The sequence below is a fragment of the Polaribacter atrinae genome (assembly GCF_038023995.1).
Taxonomy (GTDB): domain Bacteria; phylum Bacteroidota; class Bacteroidia; order Flavobacteriales; family Flavobacteriaceae; genus Polaribacter; species Polaribacter atrinae.
Window position 1 is genome coordinate 1,752,228 of record NZ_CP150660.1, and the last position, 20,784, is coordinate 1,773,011.

Sequence of the window (20,784 nt, forward strand, 5' to 3'; positions counted from 1 at the left end):
TTAGGCAGTTTTAACTTTAGTACGTTTTAATCTTTTCTTTACATTTCCTTGTACCACATAATGGTCTATTGTTGGAGCAAAAACATTCATTAATAAGATTGCTAAGAATACTCCTTCTGGATATGCTGGGTTAAATACACGAATCATAATTGACATAAAACCAATTAAGAAACCGTAAATCCATTTCCCTTTATTTGTTTGTGATGCCGTTACAGGATCTGTAGCCATATAAACAGCTCCAAATGCTAAACCACCAATCATTAAGTGTTCCCACCAAACAGTATTCATTAATCCGTAAAACGAACTAGATTCTGTAATAATATCTGCTGCTACTATTTGATTAAAAATTAATCCCATAACTGCTGCTCCTAAAAATGTAGAAACAATTATTCTCCAACTTCCAATCTTAGTAAAGATTAAGAAAGCTGCTCCTAAAAGGATTAATAATGTAGATGTTTCTCCAACAGAGCCAGGAATGAATCCCATGAACTTATCAAAATTAGAATAAATTACTTCACTATTTTGAGCATAACTTCCTAAAATAGTTTCACCAGAAATTGCATCTGCAGTTCCTGCTCTATTTACAGCATCATGTACCCAAACTTTATCTCCAGACATCCAAGTTGGATATGCAAAAAACAAGAAAGCTCTAATGGTTAAAGCAGGGTTTAAGATGTTCATTCCTGTACCACCAAAAACTTCTTTACCAATTACAACACCAAAAACGACTGCAACAGCTAACATCCATAACGGCGTATCAACTGGTACAATTAATGGTACTAACATACCTGTTACTAAGTATCCTTCTTCTACTTCATGACCTTTTATAATAGCAAAAATAAATTCTACTCCAAGACCAATTCCGTAAGAAACGATTACTAATGGTAATACTTTTATGATTCCAATCCAAAGGTTATCCAACGTAAAAAAGTTAGCTAATACATCTGCTCTTAAAGAACCATCTATAGCTGCGTAATGTTGAAAACCTGCATTAAACATTCCAAAAATCAAACAAGGAACTAAAGCCATAATTACCGTGTTCATGGTACGCTTTAAATCGTCTGCTGCTTTTATATGTGTTCCTCCGTGAGTAACATCATTTGGTAAATATAAAAAGGTATGGATTGCATTAAATGCAGGAGCCATTTTAGTTCCTTTATATTTCTCTTTTAAATTATGTAAATTTTGTTTTAAGCCCATAATCTTATCCTAATTCTTCTCTCATTAAATCTAAACCTTCACGTATTATTTTCTGGTGAGGTTGTTTAGATACACAAATAAATTCTGTTAGTGCAAAATCTTCTGGAGCTACTTCGTAACCTCCTAAAGCTTCCATTTCATCTAAATCTTTATACATACATGCTTTTAACAACTGCATTGGATAAATATCTAAAGGAAAAACATTTTCGTAAGATCCTGTTACAACAAATGCTCTATGCTCTCCGTTTGTGTTTGTATTTAAATCGTATTTTTTCTTTGGTGTTAACCAAGAGAAAGTTAACGCTCTAGAGGCAGATATCTTATTAAAAACTGGTTTATTCCAACCAAATAATTCATAATCATCTCCTTCCGGGATCGCTGTAATTTGGTTATCATAATACCCTAAGAATTCAGTTTCTTTTACTTGCTTTCCAGAAAGTACGTTTCCACTAATAATTCTTGTATTATCATTTACTAAATTTTTAGCGGTAATATCTGCAATAGTTGCTCCTGCAATTGCAGTTACATATTGAGGTTTGCTAAATTTAGAACCTGTTAAAGCAATTGTTCTAGTTGCATTAAACTTACCTGTTAAAAGTAATTCTCCAATAACAACTAAATCTTGTGGTGTAATTACCCAAACAACTTCTCCTTTATTAATAGGATCTATGTTTGCAATTTGAGTACTCACATTACCAGAAGGATGTGGACCAGAAACTTTATGCAACTCTACTCCTTTTATTTTAGATAAAGGCGAATTAGAATTTGCTCCTACAGAAACATGTACTTTACCTTCCGTAAGTTTAGAAACCGCTGTAATTGCTGCTTGCAATTCGGCTTCTTTACCTGCTAAAGTAAAATCTAAATCTGCTGCTAAAGGTGCACTTGCATACGCTGACACAAAAATTGCTTTTGGGGCTTGATTTGGATTTGCAACCACGTCATACGGACGTTGTTTTACAAATGGCCAACAACCAGAAGCAAATAGATGATTCTTCACCTCTTCTGCAGACATTTTAGCCGCATCTTTAGTACCGAAATCTTTATACTCTTGTGTTGAGTCTGCAGATATTTTAACTGCTAATACTTTTCTTCTTGCTCCACGTATTACCTCTTCTACCTTACCAGAAACAGGACTTGGAAATAAAATGCGTTCGTCACTTTTTGAATAAAAAAGTACTTCTCCTGCTTTTACTTCTGCTCCTTCTTTAGCAACAAGTTTAGGTGTAATTCCGTGAAAGTCTTCTGGCTTAACTGCATAAATGCTACTTAAAGAAACCTCTTTAGTAGTTTTATCTGCAGCGCCAACAAGCTTAATATCTAAGCCTTTTTTAATACGAATGTCTTTTGACATAGTAAATTGGAATTGTTAGTTATCTTAAAAAATCAAGCAAATTTAGGCTTTTTGCTATGTATGAATGAAACATTTTAACTTTTATCTTAAGCAAATGTCCTTATTTATAATAATTCTAAATAGAACTGTTAAATGAAAACGTTGTAAGTATAATTTTTGGCTTAAATGTTGATAATTAAAATAAATGAACACTATTTTTGTAATATGTATAAAAAGCTTTTAATTATTATCTTTATCCCATTTTGCTTAAATTCTTTTTCGCAAAATATAAAATCTATTCAGTTAAGACCGTTGCAAGAAAACAACTTTTCTGCCATTGTTCCTTTAGGTACTGTTTTAGAACTTTCGTTTGATGATTTAGATGCAGATAGCAAAGATTATCAATACAAAATAGAACACATGACGCATGATTGGAAACCTAGCAGAATGTCATCTAGCCAATACATTAATGGCTTTGACCAAAATACAATTATAGAGGTAACTAATTCCTTTAACACCCTACAAAGCTACTCTCATCATTCTGTAGAAATACCGAATGTGAACACAGTAATCACCAAAAGCGGAAACTACCTTTTATCTGTTTTAAATAATTATGATGAACTTGTATTTACAAGGCGTTTTGTTTTGTACGAAAATGCAACAACCGTTGGTGTATCTGTAGAAAGAAGCAGAAATACAAAAACATTAAATACACAACAAACGGTACAGTTTTCTATAAATCACCCAAATATTACAATCAACAATCCTAGTCAAGAAATAAATGTTGTAATCCTAAAAAATAATAATTGGAACGAAAAAATAACAGACTTACAGCCTACATTCTTTAAACCAAATCAATTATTATACACTTATACCAACAAAACAAATTTTTGGGGAGGAAATGAGTTCCTCTACTTCGACAATAAAATTATCCGAAATAATAGCTTAAATGTAGTTAAAGTAATTAAAGAAGATGTTTTTCATCATTATTTATATCCTTATACGTATAATGAATTTAGTGAATACAAATACAATCCAGACATTAACGGACAATTTGTTGTTAGAACTATTGAAGCAGATGATTCTAGAACGGAAGCTGATTATGCAATGATGCACTTTTCTATTTTGGCCGATGAACCCATTGCAAATAAAGACCTTTATGTTTACGGTGCTTTTAATGATTTTAATATTACCGAAGAAAATAGAATGCAGTATCATCCTGAAGAGAAATACTATACAGGCAGTATTCTATTAAAGCAAGGTTTTTATAATTATACTTTTGCAACTTTAAATGCTGACGGAAAAGTAAATACAAATGATATTCTAGGTTCACATTACGAAACCGAAAACGAATATACTGTAATTGTATACTACAAACCTTTTGGTAGTTTTTATGAACGTGTAATTGGCATTGGAACTGGTTTTTTCAATCAGAATAGATAAACAAAGTATTTATATTTTAACTTAAAAATGGTATCAGTTTTATATTTTTTACTTTTATTAAACTAAGACATACAGAAAACACGATTACCTACTCATTTATGCAATCATTAAAAAAGAAAATTACTTTTAAAGTTATAATAGGCTACATAATATTGGGCCTTTTAGCTACTGTTGCTGGTTTTTTAGTGCTTTCTGAATTAAAAACATTTACACAATTCCAAAAGCAAGATATCTCGGATAGAAACGTAATTGTTAAAACAGGAACCTTAATAGCCCACATATACAAAAATGAAAGTATTGCCAGAGCTGCGTTGCAATTAAATTCTCCTTCAAAATTTAATGAATATCTAGAAGAAAATAAAAAATTAGTATCAAAAATAGATTCGTTAAGTCTTATTGTTGCCAACAATTCTCAAGAATTTATTTTGGATAGTATTAAATTAATTATTGATAAAAAACTAAAGAATATTATCGATTTAAAAAATTTAAACACCAACTACGACTCTAATAAACCTATTAATGAAGCTATAAATAAATTAGGCTCTATAGATTCTCTTCTTTTAAAAATTACAATAAATGATTTTATCAAAAACCCTTTATATTTTGATAATGGAACGGGTTCTAAATTAGAAAATTTTGCACTAGCATTAAACCAATATGTACCAAAAGATTCTATCAATAATATTGAACAAAAACAAATAGACTCTTTAGTTTCTATTTCTAGAAAAATGCTAAAAGAGGCTCAGAGTAAAAACAACAGCCAACGTTTTTCTCTTAGAAAAAAACAAAACGAGCTTATAAATAATGATTTAACCATTTCTAGAAAATTACAAGAATTGTTAGAAAATCTTGAAAAAGATATCCTTTTCTATACTAGCAATATGGACAAACAACGAGAAGAAACGTTAAACCAAAGTAGAAAAATTATTCTATTAGCAGCAGGTATTAGTTTTATTATCATTATCATTTTTTCTATTATTATTCTAAGTGATTTCTGGAAAACCCAGCGCTACCGTATACAATTAGAAAAAGCGAACAGTACAACAAAATCTCTTTTAAAAAGTAGAGAACAGTTAATTTCTATGGTTAGTCATGATTTAAGAACTCCACTAAGCACTATTTCTGGTTTTAGTGAACTACTTCAAAAATCGACAGCAAACACAAAAGACAAAAACTACTTAGACCATATTAGAAGCGCATCAACTTATATGGGGCAATTAGTAGATGACCTTTTAGAATTCTCTAAACTAGAAAATGGACATATTGCTATTGAATCTATTCCTTTTAACTTAGAAAGTTATATTAAAGAAATTATTCTGAATTCAAAAAGTATCATTCAAGATAAACCTGTTCGTTTTGTCGTTAAACAAGACAACTCCATCAACAGTCTTATTATTAGTGATCCGTTTCGTATTAAACAAATTTTATATAATTTAGTTGTAAACGCTTGTAAATTCACAAACGAAGGAACAATTACTATTGCAAGCTCTATAAAACAACAGAACAATAAAAACACCTTAGAAATTTTAATTACGGATACCGGAATTGGCATTAGTAAAGACCAAAAAGCAACTATTTTTAAAGCTTTTAATCAGGCAGAAAATGCAAGCGACAATAATTTAAAAGGTTTTGGTTTGGGCTTAACCATTTCTAAAAAACTAGCAGAACTTTTAGGCGGAAAATTAACCTTAGATAGCAAACTGAATGTAGGTAGCACTTTTACTTTAAAAATACCCGTAAAATTATCTGACAAACCAATTACAAAAATTGAAGAAACTAAAAACACAACCACCTCTTTTAACCTAACTGCCGTTGTTGTGGAAGACGATGCATCTGTGCGTTTACTTTTAAATGCTTTTTTAAAACAATTTAATATTAAAGTATATACGTTTGAAAATGCACAAAACGCTATTAAAGCTATTGATGAAATTTCGTATGATTTTGTAATCACGGACATTCAACTTCCAAAAATGAATGGTATCCATTTTATGGAAATCCTTAAAAATCATAAACTTTACAAAAGTCAACCGATCATCGCTATGACAGGGCGTGCAAATATTTCTAGAGAAGAGTATTTAAAAATTGGCTTTGCAGAAGTATTGATAAAACCTTTCAACTCAAAACAGCTTCAAGATGTTTTACAACTCTTTTTTAAATCGAGCAGTGTACCTCTTAAATCTAAAATAGATAACAATAGAGAGGGCTTAAGTGTTGGTTTTAGTATCGAATCTTTAAAGTCTTTTTTAGGTAACGATATCACCACCATAAAAAACACCTTAAATATTTTTTTAGAAGACACAAAAAATAATAGCTTACTGTTAGAAAAAGCAAAAAAGGACGCTGACATTAAGACCATAAATGAAATAAGCCATAAAATGCTTAGTATGTTTAAGCAACTAGAAGTAAAAGCTGTAATACCTTATTTAGAGGTATTTGAAACTACTAAATCTATTGACAAAGCCAATTTTGCAGATTTTGAAAAACAATTAAATACCTTTATAATAATATTAGAAGACTACCTTAATTAAGGTCATACTCTTTCATTTTATTATAAAGTGTCTTTCTTGTAATATTTAATAATTTTGCAGCTTGAGTTTTATTATTTCCGGCTTCTTCTAGCGCGCTAATAATAAGTACTTTTTCGTTTTCTTTTGTAGAAAATTTATTTGATGAAATAGTGTTTTCTTTTACCTTCGTTAACTCACTAGGCAAAACATCTACATCTATAATTTCTGACTTTGTTAATAAAGTAGCTCTTTTTATAACATTAGACAGCTCTCTTAAATTACCTGGCCATTGATAATTCTGAAAAATAGTTAATACTTTTTTAGAAAAACCAATTACAGATTTATTCAATTGTTGGTTGGTCTTATTTAAAAAGAAATCTGCATACAAGATTAAATCATCTTTTCTGTCTTTTAAATTAGGTACTTTAATAGAAAACTCATTTAAACGATGGTACAAATCCTCCCTAAAATCACCTTTTTCAACTGCCAAAAGTAAATCTTCATTAGTTGCCGTTATTAAACGAATATCAACCTTAATTTCTTTACTACTTCCAACAGGCTTAATTCTTCTTTCTTGCAAAGCACGCAAAAGTTGTATTTGATTTTCATAAGTTAAATTACCTACTTCATCTAAAAAAAGAGTTCCTCCATTTGCAGATTCGAAATGCCCAACTTTATCTTCATTAGCCCCCGTAAAAGAACCTTTTTTATGTCCGAAAAACTCGCTCGAAGCGATTTCTCTAGGTATTGCACCGCAATCTACCGCAATAAATGGTTTGTTATGTCTAGGACTTTTTAAGTGAATTGTTTTTGCAACCACTTCTTTACCCGTACCACTTTCTCCAGTAATCAGCACAGACATATTAATGGGCGCAACCAAACAAATATATTCATCAAGTACTTTTGATGAACTACTAATTCCTTTTACAAAACCGCTATCAGTTTTGCTACTTTCTTTTTCTTCTTGCTCTTCTTTTTCTTGATGATTGTCAACATCACCAGCCTTTTCCTCTAAAGCATTGCTAATAACTTCTAAAACTTCGCTTGGGTTAAAAGGTTTGGATATATAATCAAAAGCACCTTGTTTCATTGCTTGTACAGCTGTAGAAACCTCTGCATAACTCGTCATTAAAACTACAGGAGTAGCGTGTTTACTTCCTTTTATTTGCTTTAATAAGGCAATCCCATCACCATCTGGAAGTCGTAAATCTGTAAAAACTAAATCGTAGTTTTTCTTTTCTAGCTGCTGCAAAGCATTTTTTATGTTATAACTAACCTCCACAACATACTTATGTCGCTTAAGAAACTGCTTCAACATTTCTGAAAATGCTACATCATCTTCTACTAATAAAATCTCCTTCATAAAGCTTATACATTTCTTACAAAAATATCAAGATAAATTGATTGTAATCAAAAAAAAGACATTTTAATTAAAAAATGTCTTTCTCTTTCAAAAATTGAGATTAAAGATCCTTAAGTCTTTAATTACTCCGCTTTTTCTTCACTAACGTCTCCTTCTTCTTTTGCTGTAATAATATCTGTACCTTTTAACCAGTTCCCATCCTTATCTATGTAAACTACCCCTTCAGCTCCATCTGCAGTAATTTCAATTTTATACTGCTCACTTGCATTTACATAAGCTTTAAGAACTGTAGCTGTAGAAAAGTCTTTTTGAATTGCCTTCGTTACTGCTTCTGGTAATTCCTTTATTGAAACCTCTTTAAAATCATCATTCGTTACTACAACAACAATTTCGTCTACATTGTTATTAGTTAAATTGTTTGCTGCAAATACTGATACTCCACTTGTTAAAAGTGCTACGGTTACTGTTAAAATTAATTTTCTCATGATATATGTTTTTATATTATTTATGGTTGACTATTTTAAAATCTGTAATTACACTACTTTGGTACCCTAACTTATTCTTTTACTATAACATCGGTTTCTTTTAACCAATTACCTTCTTTGTCTGCATACACTACACTTTCAGCTCCATCTAAAGTAAGTTCAAACTTATATTGCTCACTACCGTTTACATATGCCTTAATTGCTGTAGCTGTTCCAAAATCTTTTACAATTGCATTAGAAACCGCTACTGGTAATTCTTTTACGCTTATTTCTTTAAAATCATCATTGGTTACTACAACAGTAATTTCATCTACATTGTTATTTAAATTGTTTGCTGCAAAAACTGATACTCCACTTGTTAAAAGTGCTACGGTTACTGTTAAAATTAATTTTCTCATGATATCTATTTTTTATATTATTTATGGTTGACTATTTTAAAATCTGTAATCTCACTACCTTTTAGGCTAACTTATTCTGCTGTTACAACATCACCTTCTTCTATCCAATTCCCCTCTTTGTCTGCATAAACTACAGCATCAGTTTTATCAATAGTAAGATCAATTTTATATTGTTCACTACCATTTACATATAGTTTATTAACTGTAGCTGATGGAAAGTTTTTTATAATTGCATTAGAAACTGCTTCTGGTAATTCCTTTGCTGAAATTTCTTTAAAATCATCATTGGTTACTACAACAACAATTTCATCTACATTGTTATTAGTTAAATTGTTTGCTGCAAATACTGATACTCCACTTGTTAAAAGTGCTACGGTTACTGTTAAAATTAATTTTCTCATGATTGTATGTTTTTAATTATTAATTATTTTTTTGTGATTAAGTATTTTGAAATTTATAATTATAGACCCTCAACCTATAACTACATCACTTTTATGCTCTTATTTCCTTGTCCTTTAACCAATGCCCTTCTTTATCTGCAAAAACAACAAATTTTGTTTCATCATCTATAGTAAGTGCAATTTTATATTGCTTACTCTCATTTACATAAACTTTAGTAACAAAGGCAGCTATAAAGTCTTTTACAATAGCAGTTTTAACAGCTACCGGAACTTCTTTTAAAGTAATTTCTTTAAAATCTTTACGCATTACCTCAACATATTCGTTAGAATTAATATTGTTCTTCGCTAAAGCAGAACTTGAAATTCCACTTGTAAAGATTGCTACAGTTATAGTTAAAATTATTTCTCTCATAATTAAGGACTTAATTGGTATTTAAAAATTGAGTTAAAAGTTTTTTTATTTAAATCTATGCTCCTTGTTTAGCTGTAATATCTTCTTCTTTTAACCAATTACCTTCTTTATCTGCATAAACAATATTCTTAGTTTCATCAATAGTAAATTCAATTTTATATTGCTCACTTCCGTTCACATAAGCCTTCCCAATAATAGCCGTTGGATAATCTTTTAAAATTGCATTACTTACTCCTTCTGGTAAATCTTCTAGAGCAACCTCTTTAAAGTCTTCATTAATTGTCATCACAATTACTTCATCAGCATAATTGCTATTGTTGATGTTTGCTGCAGAAATTGAAACTCCACTTGATAAGATTGCTACTGCTACTGTAAAAATTAATTTTTTCATAATTTAAGTTTTTAAGGTTATTATTATTTCTGATTAGTATATAGAAATAAATATGCCATTAAGAGTTACCTCCTAACAAACACCAAAAAAACACTTATAATCAACGACTTAATAATTAACCCGTGTTTTACCACTATAATTAATCCGTGTAAAACATGTGTAATTAATAGTGTAAATGAGTAAACTTTACACGACACAAAAGAAAAGACCTCTCATATTAAAAGGCATGGTGTACCAAAAACTCTTATTTAGATGCAACTAGAATTCTTATAAGCTGTTTATTATAAAAACAATCATAGATTGACTGTAATTTTAAAGAAACCATAAATGAGATTAAAAATCATTTGTAATTTAAAATCAAAAAAACTACATTTACTATTGATGATAAACCAGATTACAAAAGGCATAAAAATTTCTGTTGACACAAAGTATAAAGGCACAAACTACAGAAACAACAGACTGCACCACATTTTTGGGTACATAATTACTATTGAAAATAAATCTACAGAAACAGTAAAACTAACAGATCGTTTTTGGACCATTTTTGATACGCTTAATAACACAGAAATTGTTAGCGGAGAAGGTGTTGTTGGGCAAACTCCAATTTTAAAACCAAACGACATGTATAAGTATGGTTCTGGTTGTTTCCTAGAATCCAACATAGGTGCTATGAAAGGTTTTTACACCATGATAAACCTAGAGACTTTTGAGCAATTTAAGGTAATAATACCAACTTTTCAACTAACAACCCAAGCAACATTAAACTAGCAACATTAAACTAGCAACATCTAAAAAGAATAGAATTATTATAAAAGATCCTGCATGTTTAAATTGTGGACATCCTTTTAGCGGACAAGAAAAATTTTGTCCAGATTGTGGGCAAGAGAATAAAGGAAATAGAATTACTTTTTACAGTTTTATTCACCAATTATTTAGTGGCTTATTCAGTTTTGACACCAAATTCTGGAAAACATTAATTCCGCTTTTAATAAAACCAGGAGAAGTTTCTAAAAATTACATTGCAGGGAAAAGGCAACGTTATTCCAATCCATTTCAATTCTACCTGACGGTTTCTGTTGTCTTCTTTTTAATTATTGGTATCACAGATAGTTATAACGATTTTAATAATTTTAGAAATGGAAAAAAACCGAACAATACAGATGTATTTACAGCTATACAATTAGACTTAAAGGAAGCTCAAGAAAAGGATGCTACCTCTAATTTTAAAGAAACAGACTCCTTATTAACTATTCTAAAAGATTCTATTTCTAAGACACCATTTCTTAAAGTTGCGGGTAAAGAAATAAAAATTGTTAAGATGTTAAAATTTCAAAAACAACATCCTAATATTTATGTAGATGATGCTTTAGACAGTTTAAAAATACATAAAAGTTTTTCAAACAAATTTTGGTATTCAAGGTCGCAATTAATCAATACTATTTTTACTGATAAAACAGTTTCTAAAAAATTAAGAAAGCAATTACTTTCATATTCCTCTATTGCGTTATTTATATTACTACCTTTATTTACACTCTTTTTACGCTTAATTTACATCCGAAGAAAATTTACTTATATAGAGCACTTAATATTTGTGTTCCATACTCAAACAGTATTTTTCTTACTACTTTCAATGTTCTATATTTTAAATATTTTTATAGAAACAGAGAGTTACGCAGGATTCTTTTTAATATTATTCTTGTTATATTTATTTTTAGCAATGAAAAATTTCTACGAACAAAGTTTTATAAAAACACTTTTAAAATACCTGTTTGCAAATGTTTTGTTTATGATTTTCACTTCACTAGGCATTGTTTTTATTTCATTTATTGCTTTTGCATTGTTTTAGCTTTATTTACAAAATCTAAATACTGCATTTTAACATCTAAATTCTTTTTAATTACCGAAGTAATACTTACCGTTTCTACAAATTCGCGTTTCATTTTAGGCGAAGTACCTAAAGTTCCTAAATTTTCATTTTGATGAAACTCTAATATTTTTTCTTGTTGAAACTCGTTGTTTTTTTGCAACCAACCCGCAAACCATTCTTTCCTCATTTCTTTCATTTCTTCTGTATACAAAGTAGATGAAGACCAAATTTTTGGTTCTTGAGGCAATTTATTAAAATGTTTTATTGTTCCATCCCAAACCAAATCATAGGTTTCTAATTCATTTTTCCAATCGACTAAAATTAAGGTAAAAGGTTCTATTTCCGTAAAATCAAAATTATTGATAAAAGAAACTCCATCATCAGCAGATAAAATATTTTTCACAATAATTCCCCTACTCATTTTGTAAGATTTCTTTCTTGTATGTATTTTAAAACCACCATTTAAAAGGCAAACTAATCGTTTTTTATCACTTAAACCAATCCAAGTTCCACCTGCTAATTCATCTTTTGGATACGTTAATGTAGTACCGTTCTCTATATATTTTTCTGGTGGAATTGTATTTCTTAGTGGAGTTTCATCTCTATTAGAAGTTAGAATAAAATTACCACCCTCTAAAGGCAGATAGGTTACAGTACACATATATCTTATAATTATTTATGATAAACTTTACGTTTAGACAATATATTTATATATTCCTTAACAAAGGACATCAAAATTCAGTTAAAATTATTGAAACAAAAATTGTAACTTTGAAACTCAAAATTAGTCGATTAAAATTTAAAAAACATACAAAATGGCAAGAGGATTTTTTAATGTTCCGAAAGCAGTAAACGAACCTGTAAAAGGGTACGCTCCGGGCTCTCCTGAAAAGGAAGAATTATTAGCTACATATAAAGCAATGTTTAACAGCAATATTGATGTGCCAATGCACATTAATGGTGAAGAAGTTAGAACAGGAAACACTAAAAATATTACACCTCCTCATGATCATAAACATGTAGTTGGGCAATATCACACAGCAGATAAATCGCACGTAGATGCTGCAATTTCTACTGCTTTAGCTGCAAGAGAGGCTTGGTCTAGCGTTAGTTGGATGGAAAGAGCTGCAATTTTCTTAAAGGCTGCAGAATTATTAGCAGGTCCTTATAGAGCAAGAATGAATGCTGCAACAATGATTGCACAATCTAAAAATGTGTACCAAGCAGAAATTGATGCTGCTTGTGAAATGATCGATTTCTTCCGTTTTAACGTAGAATATATGACGGATATCTTTAAAGATCAACCAACATCTTCTCCAGGAGTATGGAACAGAGTTGAGTACAGACCTTTAGAAGGATTTATATATGCAATTTCTCCTTTTAACTTTACATCTATTGCTGCAAACTTACCTGCATCAGCAGCTTTAATGGGAAATGTTGTTGTTTGGAAACCGTCTGATCATCAAGCATATTCTGCACAAGTAATTGTAGATTTATTTAAAGAAGCTGGTTTGCCAGATGGTGTTATAAACGTTGTTTACGGAGATCCTGTTATGATTTCTGATACTGTTTTAGCTTCTCCAGATTTCTCTGGATTACATTTTACAGGTTCTACTCATGTTTTTAAAGAATTATGGAAACAAATAGGTAACAACATTCATACCTATAAAACATATCCAAGAATTGTTGGAGAAACTGGTGGAAAAGACTTTATCTGGGTACACAACTCATCTAACCCTTTACAAGTTGCTACTGCAATGACAAGAGGTGCTTTTGAATACCAAGGTCAAAAATGTTCTGCAGCTTCACGTTCTTACATTCCTGCGTCACTTTGGCCAGAAATTAAACAACATTTAACAGCACAAGTTGGTGAGTTAAAAATGGGGTCTCCAGAAGACACTAATAACTTTATTAACGCTGTTATTCATGAAGGTTCTTTTGATAAAATAGCAAGTTATATTGATGCAGCTAAAGCTGATAAAGATGCAGAAATAATTATTGGTGGAAACCATGACAAATCTGTTGGATACTTTATTGAGCCAACTGTAATTGTTACTAAATCTCCTAAATACGCAACAATGCATACAGAGTTATTTGGACCTGTAATGACCGTTTACGTATATGAAGATGCTGAGTGGGAAGCTTCATTAAAATTAGTTGATGAAACATCTGAATATGCCTTAACAGGAGCTATCTTTTCTAGAGATAGATATATTGTTGAGCAAGCTTCTAAAGCATTAGAAAATGCTGCAGGAAACTTCTATATTAACGACAAACCATCAGGAGCAGTTGTTGGTCAGCAACCATTTGGAGGCGCAAGAGCTTCTGGAACAAATGATAAAGCTGGTTCTGCACAAAACTTATTACGTTGGACTTCTGTTAGATTGATAAAAGAAACATTGGTATCACCAACAGATTATAAATATCCTTTCTTAGGATAATAGTAAAGTTCGTTTTACAAAAAAAGCCTCATCAAATTTGATGAGGCTTTTTATTTCCCTTATTTTGGCAAAAACTTATCAAACCTATGGCATATCAATATTTAATGTACTCTCATTTGGTAACTGTTGTTCCTTGTATTTTTATTGGCGGGTATCTTTTAGCCGTAAGAAAAGGAACTCCTTTTCATAAACTATTAGGCAAAATCTATATGTCTTTAATGGTAATTACAGCAATTATTACATTGTTTATGCCTGCTTATGTAGGTGTTCAATTTTTGAATCATTTTGGTTATATACATCTATTTAGTATCCTAACATTGTACAGTGTTCCTACAGCTATAATTGCCATAAAAAAAGGACAAATAAAAAAACATAAACTAAAAATGATTTTCCTTTATTTTGGAGCAATCGTTATTGCCGGAGGCTTTACTTTAACTCCAGGTCGTTTTTTACACACTTTCTTTTTTGGTAATTAAGCATAAAAAAAACCACACTATTAAAACAATGTGGTTCATTTAAATTATTTACTAAGACTTACTTTATAAGAAGCTTTCTAGTTGTTTGTTTATCTCCGTTTATAACCCTCAACAAATACAAACCTGATTTGGCTTCCTCAAAAAGAACTCTTTCAGAAAAATTAGTTACGGTGTTATAATATGTTTTTTGATCAATTAACCTACCTCTAACATCATATAACTGCACTGAAACTTTATCCGTATTTACAACCTGTAAGTTAAGTGTAAATTCACCTTTTGTAGGGTTCGGAAACAAATTAAATCCTTCAAAAGCAACTCCATCAATAGAAGCTGTATTATCTACAATAACCGTATAATCTTCTGTTTCTCCCCACTCTGTTAAATGATCGGCATCACAAGCTCCCTCTCCATAACCATCATCATATTCTATAACAACTCTCATTCTTGTAGATCCAAACTTAGCATCTTCCGGAACTGTTATATTATAGGTTACAGTACTTGTATTTGTAGTATTGACATCTCCATCATCATCTAATTTTGTACCCAAATCATACCTCTCAGTTGTCTTATCAAATACATAATCTTGATTCCAATCGATAAAAACAAAACAATGATCTCGGTATCCTCCTGTATCAAATGTTACAGATATTAAATGCTCGTCACCTCTTTTAACATTTGTTTCATTAGCTGTAAAATCTTCATACCCATCATCAGCTGCATTTCCAGAATTATTATCTATTGTATTAAATGTTACATTTGTAATAAACTCTGTACCATTAATATCATCTGTAAAATCAGAAACACAATACGTAGGTTTTAATGTTTTAAAATTAAATACAGCAGAATCACTTCCTTCTCCACAAGTATTTTTTGCTTTTACCTTCCAGTAATAAGTAGTATTTGCATCAAGATCAGATAAATAAAGCTCATTTATAATTGTATTTTCAGAGGTTATTAAGTTTATAAAACCACTATCTGTTGCTACTAGCACATCATAATTACTTGCGTTTGTGTCAGCATTCCAACTTAACGTTGTACTCAAATCTACTTCAACAGCATCATTAGCAGGAGATGTTAATGTTAAAGCATCAAAACTAGAGGTTGTTACATTTAACTGAACATCAATGTTTTCTGAGATACTGGTAGAATTCCCTAGAATATTAATAGTGTAAGGCTGCACTATGCTTCCATTTAAACCTGTTACATTCATGGTTACATTTCCATCTGTACTTATGGTTGATGGACTAAAACTCACTGTTGCACTAGCTGGTTGCCCAGTAGCGGAAAGAGACACATTTTCTGAAAATCCGTTTACAAAATCAAAATTTAAAATATAACTTACAGATTGATTCCCAGTGTTACAAGCAGATTGAGTCCCACTTGTATTTGTCATAACAAATGTTGGAGTTGATGATTTTATTATAAAATTGGTTGCATTTACATTGTAAAAAATATTATCTGCCGCTTCTACCATAATTCTAGCAGACGTTGTTGGAGTATCCGGAATCTCTATATTTTCAGATCCATCATTAGGTGTATTTTCTTTTAAGATAATAGGAAACGTAACTCCACCATCTATAGACAATTTTATTGTTACATTTTGACAATTTATAGGAGCAACATCCGTAGTTCCTTTAGTCCAAGTTATGGTTTGTGTAGAACCAGAAAACCAAGAAACAGCTGCACTTGGCGCCGATACCGTAAAAGCAGCTGCATCTTCTACAGTGACTGTCATATTATCTCTTCCAGTACTTCCACCGCCCGCATGATTATCTCTAACAATAAAAGAAAAATTTAAATCTCTAGCCACAGATGGTAACACTTCCCAAGTGGAAGCGGTATTACCTGCAACCACAGTTGCTAATTCTGGCATATATCTTTCTGAAGTAGTTGCAGATGGTAATGATCTAAACATTGGTCCTCCAGAATTTGTTGCAACCGGAGGCATTGTTGCAGATTCATTATCTGTTTGCTCCCAATTATACGTTAAACTAGCAGTACCATCTGCATCTGTACCGATTCCTTTTAATAAAAAAGGGGTTGATTTTGGAATACTAAAATCCAATCCCGCATTTGCTATTGGAGCAGTATTATTGGTATCTGTTAAAACAGCACAATTAGCAAAAGATTCTATAAGGCTCCACATTTCTGTGATACTAACAGCATGAAAATAATCATCACTTTTAGATTGTACGTTGGGCGCACAAATACCAGCATATCCCATTATAGTAGAAGCACTTCCTGGTTCTACAGCTGTACTGCTATATCTATTACAACTGCTATTACTCTGTGTATGATTTGCACCAAATTGATGTCCCATTTCATGCGCAACATAATCTATATCATAAGCATCTCCAATTGGTTCACTTCTACCAGTTACACCTTTAGCTTTTTGACCTGTACTACAAACTACGCCACCTCCTGCTAAACCATCTCCTCCAACACTAAAAATATGTCCAATATCATAATTAGCATTTCCTATTTCAGTATCACAAATAGTCTGTACTTCATTAATCATTTTATCAGGGTCTCCATCTGTAATATTGTCTGTTGCTGCATCTAAAAAAACTAATTTATCATTATCTCCAACAATAGTCATTCTTACAGATAAGTCTCTTTCAAAAACACCATTAACCCTAGTCATAGTTGTGTTCATTGCAGAAAGTACTGCTGCTTTTTTTACTTCGTCTGTAGCAAGTGTAGATATGTTTTGATTTGTTAAGTGAAATTGTGCGTATTCTCCACTACAAACTAAAGCCAAACGAAAAGTTCTTAGTTTTCCATCATTTGCATTCTTAAAACTGCTTGTTTCTGTAACACTTCTACGTGCAACTTCATCTACATGACAGGTAAAACTATCATTATCTGCTTCTAAGTCACTTCTTTTGTAAACTATTAGAGATTTTTTATCCTTAGAATATGGATCTATATATAATGTTTTTTCTACACCAGAATACACCACTGCATGAAAACCATCTGTACCAATACTAATTTTTGCTACTGCCGTAGGATCATCTATTCCTTGTGCGGAATAAGATTTTATCATTGAATATTTTTCTGATAATTTAGTTTCAAAGTTTGAAGTCTCATTTATTACAAAATTTGAAAATCCCCCATTAGAATTTGGTAATTGTATTGTTTTCTGATCTGATTTTAAACTAGATTTTGACTTTAATGCCGTATTAAAATTATTTACATCTATAGAAACCAAGCTATATGCTTTAGGGAAATTTTTCTTAGAATATACCTGATCTTCTTGAATGGTAAAATTGTCTTTATCAATTTTCTTCAAAAAAGTCTGAGCATTTATTACCTGGACAGAAGAAAAAAAGGTTACAAAAATAAGTAACAGCAATAATCTTGTTTTCATAAATAGTAATTTATATAAAATCGTTATCAAATATAATGAAATAATTATCTTTGTAGTCGCAATGATGAATAGAAACATACTATTAAAAGACTTATCTGTAAAAGATTATAAGGAAACTTGGGAGTATCAAACTGAATTATTACAAGAAATTGTAGCTATTAAAATTGATAACCGAAGAAATGAAAACAACAATCCTACAAAAAATTACTTTTTATTTGTAGAGCACCCACACGTGTACACTTTAGGTAAAAGTGGAGATTTAAGTAATTTATTACTGAATGAAAGGCAGTTAGCAGAAAAAGAAGCAACTTTTTATAAAATAAATCGTGGTGGAGATATTACGTATCACGGACCTGGGCAAATTGTTGGTTACCCCATTTTAGATTTAGAAAACTTCTTTACAGACATACATAAATACTTACGTTTTTTAGAGGAAGCTATTATTTTAACCATTGCAGAATATGGTATAAAAGCAGAAAGAAGCCCTGGAGAAACCGGAGTTTGGCTAGATGTTGGAACACCATTTGCTCGTAAAATTTGTGCTATGGGTATTCGTTCTTCTCGTTGGGTAACGATGCATGGGTTTGCTTTAAATGCAAACGTAAATTTAGGGTATTTTGATAATATTATTCCTTGTGGAATTAAAGGGAAAGCAGTAACTTCTATGGAAGCTGAATTAAACAGAAAAGTAGATATAGAAGAAGTAAAAGCTAAAATTTTAAAGCATTTTAAAGTGCTTTTTGAAGTTGAAGAGTTTATAAAATAATTGGTCATTGCGAGTTTACGAAGCAATCTGTAAGTTTTAATTAACAGATTGCTTGGTAAACTAGCAATGAAAAACAATTATTTCTCTTCGTTGAAATATACTTTATAAAATTTCATTTTCTTTTCTTCATCATATCCTCTTTCTAAATATTCTGATGCCGCTTCTGGTGCATCTACATCTAATTTTATGTTGATGTTAGTGTCTAACTTAATTTCTGTTTTTAACTTGTTTTTCTCTTTCTTTAAAACAACTCCAGAAACGTCAAAATTATTTCTGATTAACACATCGTTTAGCTTTTCGAAGTGGTTTTTATACTCGTCAAACTTTTCTTTGTGTTTCTCATCTTCAAAAACCTCATCTTTAAAAGTAGCATAATCTACAGCTTCATTTTCTTTAAAATAATCTACTGTACTTGCTAAGAAGTTTCCTTTTTCGTGCATTCCTAATTCTGGCTGAATTACTTCTTCAGAAAACTCTTTACACATTTCTAAATAGTTCTGTGTATGAGAATTGTAATCGTCTGCTAATTTTACAGATAAAAAGTTTTTAACCCAATACTGTGCATCGTAATTGTTATTATCTACAGAAAAAACAACAGTACCTTCTTCATCAGATGTGTTTAAAACCAAACATCCTTTATCTATTCTTTTTGTAGAAATTCCTTTTTGAACAACAACATCAAAACTTTCATTATCATCTAAATAAGTTTGAAAGAAATCTACTTTATTTTCAATTTTAAAAATTCCAATTGCTTCTGTTAATACATCTTTGTATTCGATACCTTCTATATAAACAACAAGTACGTCTCCGGTTTTTATTTGGGCAGAATTAGATTGCTCAAATAAATGATTTACAATACTTTTAGAGTATTCTACAAAGCTTTCTTCATCACTAAAAATTTCTGAAGCAAACTTATTAACCTCGTTTAAACGTACATCTTCATGCTTTGTAAAACGATAGCTCTGTGTTAAGTTTCCGAATGGTTTTAATAAAAAACCTTTCATTAAGTCGTAACTTTCTTGATCGAAACGAATTAAGTCTTCAGAAAAAACATTTTGTCCGCTATTAAACTTATTGGCAACTTTATGTAAAATACATTTGGTAATTTCTGCTTTGGTTTTTCTAATCATTACTTAAAATTTTGGAGCGTAAAAATAGTCGAAGTTTTTAAATAAATAGAAAATAAATGAATGAGATTTTCTAAAAGCTTGAAAGAATTTTAGCCCTGATTGAAATGGCATCCTTTTTTCTTTTTCGGAAAAAAGATATAATGGAAAGCAGGAAATAGCTTCTGAAAAAAAAATTACAGTTCTAACTTTACCTGATCTGGCAGCAACTTAAAAGTTTTTCTATGGTATTTAGTGGCACCAAATTCTCTAATTCCGTTTCTATGTTCTTTTGTTGGATAGCCTTTATTTTTAGCCCAATTGTACATAGGGAATTCTAAGTGAATCTTTGCCATATACTCATCTCTATACGTTTTTGCAAGAACAGAAGCTGCGGCAATACTCAAATATTTTGCATCACCTTTTACAATAGTTTCATGCGGAATCTCTTTGTATTTTCTAAACTTATTTCCGTCTACAATAATGTATTCTGGCTGGGTTTTAAGCATTTCTATAGAACGGTGCATGCCCGTTATAGAAGCTTGCAAAACATTTATTTGATCTACTTCTTCTTGCCAAACAAAAGAAACCCCAAAAGCAATGGCATTTTCTTCTATAAAAGGACGTAATTCTTCTCGCTTTTTTTCTGATAATTGCTTAGAGTCATTTAAAAAAGGATGGGTAAAATCTTTTGGTAAAATTACGGCTGCAGCTACCACGGGACCACATAAACAACCTCTACCGGCTTCGTCTGTACCTGCTTCTAAAATAAAACCACTATAATTTGATGCTAACATTTTACAAAGAAAAGAAAACTTTTTCTTT

19 protein-coding genes and 1 pseudogene are annotated in these 20,784 nt (G+C 30.8%); 8 read left to right on the forward strand and 12 right to left on the reverse strand.

The genetic code is table 11. The features are described from left to right. Entirely contained in the window at positions 1–1,200 is a 1,200-nt protein-coding gene (locus WG945_RS07715) for an NADH:ubiquinone reductase (Na(+)-transporting) subunit B (protein ID WP_068448827.1), read from the reverse strand. A gap of 4 nt (positions 1,201–1,204) precedes the next feature. Next, positions 1,205–2,554, reverse strand: a complete 1,350-nt coding sequence (locus WG945_RS07720; RefSeq protein WP_068448830.1) for a Na(+)-translocating NADH-quinone reductase subunit A — start codon at positions 2,552–2,554, stop codon at positions 1,205–1,207. A gap of 204 nt (positions 2,555–2,758) precedes the next feature. Between WG945_RS07720 and WG945_RS07725 the strand changes: the two genes are divergently transcribed. Continuing rightward, on the forward strand, positions 2,759–3,976 hold the full coding sequence (locus WG945_RS07725; protein ID WP_068448832.1) for a DUF5103 domain-containing protein: 1,218 nt from the start codon (positions 2,759–2,761) through the stop codon (positions 3,974–3,976). 98 nt (positions 3,977–4,074) lie between these two features. Continuing rightward, a complete protein-coding gene (locus WG945_RS07730; protein WP_082864189.1) occupies positions 4,075–6,504 on the forward strand; it encodes an ATP-binding protein in 2,430 nt (809 codons plus the stop codon). Here the strand turns inward: WG945_RS07730 and WG945_RS07735 are convergent. The 6 genes from WG945_RS07735 to WG945_RS07760 form a co-directional block, all read right to left on the reverse strand. Next, positions 6,497–7,846: a sigma-54-dependent transcriptional regulator gene (locus tag WG945_RS07735; RefSeq protein ID WP_068448836.1), complete on the reverse strand. Its 1,350-nt coding sequence runs from the start codon at positions 7,844–7,846 to the stop codon at positions 6,497–6,499. The genes WG945_RS07730 and WG945_RS07735 overlap by 8 nt on opposite strands. 122 nt (positions 7,847–7,968) lie before the next feature. After that, positions 7,969–8,331 (reverse strand): hypothetical protein, encoded by a 363-nt coding sequence (locus WG945_RS07740; protein ID WP_068448838.1) that lies wholly within the window; start codon positions 8,329–8,331, stop codon positions 7,969–7,971. A gap of 71 nt (positions 8,332–8,402) precedes the next feature. After that, positions 8,403–8,729 (reverse strand): hypothetical protein, encoded by a 327-nt coding sequence (locus WG945_RS07745; RefSeq protein ID WP_068448840.1) that lies wholly within the window; start codon positions 8,727–8,729, stop codon positions 8,403–8,405. Positions 8,730–8,800: 71 nt separating this feature from the next. Then, on the reverse strand, positions 8,801–9,130 hold the full coding sequence (locus WG945_RS07750) for a hypothetical protein (RefSeq protein WP_068448842.1): 330 nt from the start codon (positions 9,128–9,130) through the stop codon (positions 8,801–8,803). A 91-nt stretch (positions 9,131–9,221) separates the two neighbouring features. Further along, on the reverse strand, positions 9,222–9,542 hold the full coding sequence (locus WG945_RS07755; protein ID WP_068448843.1) for a hypothetical protein: 321 nt from the start codon (positions 9,540–9,542) through the stop codon (positions 9,222–9,224). A 55-nt stretch (positions 9,543–9,597) separates the two neighbouring features. Next, positions 9,598–9,933: a hypothetical protein gene (locus WG945_RS07760; RefSeq protein ID WP_068448845.1), complete on the reverse strand. Its 336-nt coding sequence runs from the start codon at positions 9,931–9,933 to the stop codon at positions 9,598–9,600. Positions 9,934–10,314: 381 nt separating this feature from the next. Here WG945_RS07760 and apaG point away from each other — a divergent pair, with 381 nt between their 5' ends. The 3 genes and pseudogenes from apaG (at position 10,315) to WG945_RS07770 (ending at position 11,779) form a co-directional block, all read left to right on the forward strand. Next, positions 10,315–10,701, forward strand: coding sequence for a Co2+/Mg2+ efflux protein ApaG (gene apaG, locus WG945_RS07765; protein ID WP_068448847.1), 387 nt, complete (start codon positions 10,315–10,317; stop codon positions 10,699–10,701). Between the two features lie 151 nt (positions 10,702–10,852). Then, positions 10,853–11,008, forward strand: a pseudogene (locus WG945_RS17740) (DUF3667 domain-containing protein); the annotation flags it as partial. Positions 11,009–11,251: 243 nt separating this feature from the next. Then, positions 11,252–11,779: a hypothetical protein gene (locus tag WG945_RS07770; RefSeq protein WP_068448849.1), complete on the forward strand. Its 528-nt coding sequence runs from the start codon at positions 11,252–11,254 to the stop codon at positions 11,777–11,779. Here the strand turns inward: WG945_RS07770 and WG945_RS07775 are convergent. After that, complete coding sequence (locus WG945_RS07775) at positions 11,757–12,461, reverse strand: NRDE family protein (protein ID WP_068448851.1); 705 nt, start codon at positions 12,459–12,461, stop codon at positions 11,757–11,759. The two genes, WG945_RS07770 and WG945_RS07775, sit on opposite strands and share 23 nt — an antisense overlap. A gap of 154 nt (positions 12,462–12,615) precedes the next feature. Between WG945_RS07775 and pruA the strand changes: the two genes are divergently transcribed. Continuing rightward, positions 12,616–14,241 (forward strand): L-glutamate gamma-semialdehyde dehydrogenase, encoded by a 1,626-nt coding sequence (gene pruA / locus WG945_RS07780; protein WP_068448854.1) that lies wholly within the window; start codon positions 12,616–12,618, stop codon positions 14,239–14,241. Positions 14,242–14,327: 86 nt separating this feature from the next. Continuing rightward, positions 14,328–14,717: a DUF2306 domain-containing protein gene (locus tag WG945_RS07785; protein WP_068448857.1), complete on the forward strand. Its 390-nt coding sequence runs from the start codon at positions 14,328–14,330 to the stop codon at positions 14,715–14,717. Positions 14,718–14,775: 58 nt separating this feature from the next. Here the strand turns inward: WG945_RS07785 and WG945_RS07790 are convergent, their stop codons facing one another. Next, entirely contained in the window at positions 14,776–18,009 is a 3,234-nt protein-coding gene (locus tag WG945_RS07790) for a reprolysin-like metallopeptidase (protein ID WP_340867134.1), read from the reverse strand. Positions 18,010–18,151: 142 nt separating this feature from the next. Between WG945_RS07790 and lipB the strand changes: the two genes are divergently transcribed. Continuing rightward, positions 18,152–18,853, forward strand: a complete 702-nt coding sequence (gene lipB, locus WG945_RS07795) for a lipoyl(octanoyl) transferase LipB (protein WP_068448861.1) — start codon at positions 18,152–18,154, stop codon at positions 18,851–18,853. Between the two features lie 77 nt (positions 18,854–18,930). Here the strand turns inward: lipB and WG945_RS07800 are convergent, their stop codons facing one another. After that, positions 18,931–19,983, reverse strand: a complete 1,053-nt coding sequence (locus WG945_RS07800; RefSeq protein ID WP_068448863.1) for a nucleoid-associated protein — start codon at positions 19,981–19,983, stop codon at positions 18,931–18,933. 173 nt (positions 19,984–20,156) lie between these two features. Continuing rightward, complete coding sequence (locus WG945_RS07805; protein WP_068448865.1) at positions 20,157–20,756, reverse strand: ribonuclease HII; 600 nt, start codon at positions 20,754–20,756, stop codon at positions 20,157–20,159. Positions 20,757–20,784 lie beyond the last annotated feature (28 nt).

What these genes read in the sequence shown, in the direction of transcription:
- WG945_RS07715 (WP_068448827.1), bottom strand. Translation starts at nt 1,200, where the DNA reads ATGGGCTTAAAACAAAATTTACATAATTTAAAAGAGAAATATAAAGGA.
- WG945_RS07720 (WP_068448830.1), bottom strand. Translation starts at nt 2,554, where the DNA reads ATGTCAAAAGACATTCGTATTAAAAAAGGCTTAGATATTAAGCTTGTT.
- WG945_RS07725 (WP_068448832.1), top strand. Translation starts at nt 2,759, where the DNA reads ATGTATAAAAAGCTTTTAATTATTATCTTTATCCCATTTTGCTTAAAT.
- WG945_RS07730 (WP_082864189.1), top strand. Translation starts at nt 4,075, where the DNA reads ATGCAATCATTAAAAAAGAAAATTACTTTTAAAGTTATAATAGGCTAC.
- WG945_RS07735 (WP_068448836.1), bottom strand. Translation starts at nt 7,846, where the DNA reads ATGAAGGAGATTTTATTAGTAGAAGATGATGTAGCATTTTCAGAAATG.
- WG945_RS07740 (WP_068448838.1), bottom strand. Translation starts at nt 8,331, where the DNA reads ATGAGAAAATTAATTTTAACAGTAACCGTAGCACTTTTAACAAGTGGA.
- WG945_RS07745 (WP_068448840.1), bottom strand. Translation starts at nt 8,729, where the DNA reads ATGAGAAAATTAATTTTAACAGTAACCGTAGCACTTTTAACAAGTGGA.
- WG945_RS07750 (WP_068448842.1), bottom strand. Translation starts at nt 9,130, where the DNA reads ATGAGAAAATTAATTTTAACAGTAACCGTAGCACTTTTAACAAGTGGA.
- WG945_RS07755 (WP_068448843.1), bottom strand. Translation starts at nt 9,542, where the DNA reads ATGAGAGAAATAATTTTAACTATAACTGTAGCAATCTTTACAAGTGGA.
- WG945_RS07760 (WP_068448845.1), bottom strand. Translation starts at nt 9,933, where the DNA reads ATGAAAAAATTAATTTTTACAGTAGCAGTAGCAATCTTATCAAGTGGA.
- apaG (WP_068448847.1), top strand. Translation starts at nt 10,315, where the DNA reads ATGATAAACCAGATTACAAAAGGCATAAAAATTTCTGTTGACACAAAG.
- WG945_RS07770 (WP_068448849.1), top strand. Translation starts at nt 11,252, where the DNA reads ATGTTAAAATTTCAAAAACAACATCCTAATATTTATGTAGATGATGCT.
- WG945_RS07775 (WP_068448851.1), bottom strand. Translation starts at nt 12,461, where the DNA reads ATGTGTACTGTAACCTATCTGCCTTTAGAGGGTGGTAATTTTATTCTA.
- pruA (WP_068448854.1), top strand. Translation starts at nt 12,616, where the DNA reads ATGGCAAGAGGATTTTTTAATGTTCCGAAAGCAGTAAACGAACCTGTA.
- WG945_RS07785 (WP_068448857.1), top strand. Translation starts at nt 14,328, where the DNA reads ATGGCATATCAATATTTAATGTACTCTCATTTGGTAACTGTTGTTCCT.
- lipB (WP_068448861.1), top strand. Translation starts at nt 18,152, where the DNA reads ATGAATAGAAACATACTATTAAAAGACTTATCTGTAAAAGATTATAAG.
- WG945_RS07800 (WP_068448863.1), bottom strand. Translation starts at nt 19,983, where the DNA reads ATGATTAGAAAAACCAAAGCAGAAATTACCAAATGTATTTTACATAAA.
- WG945_RS07805 (WP_068448865.1), bottom strand. Translation starts at nt 20,756, where the DNA reads ATGTTAGCATCAAATTATAGTGGTTTTATTTTAGAAGCAGGTACAGAC.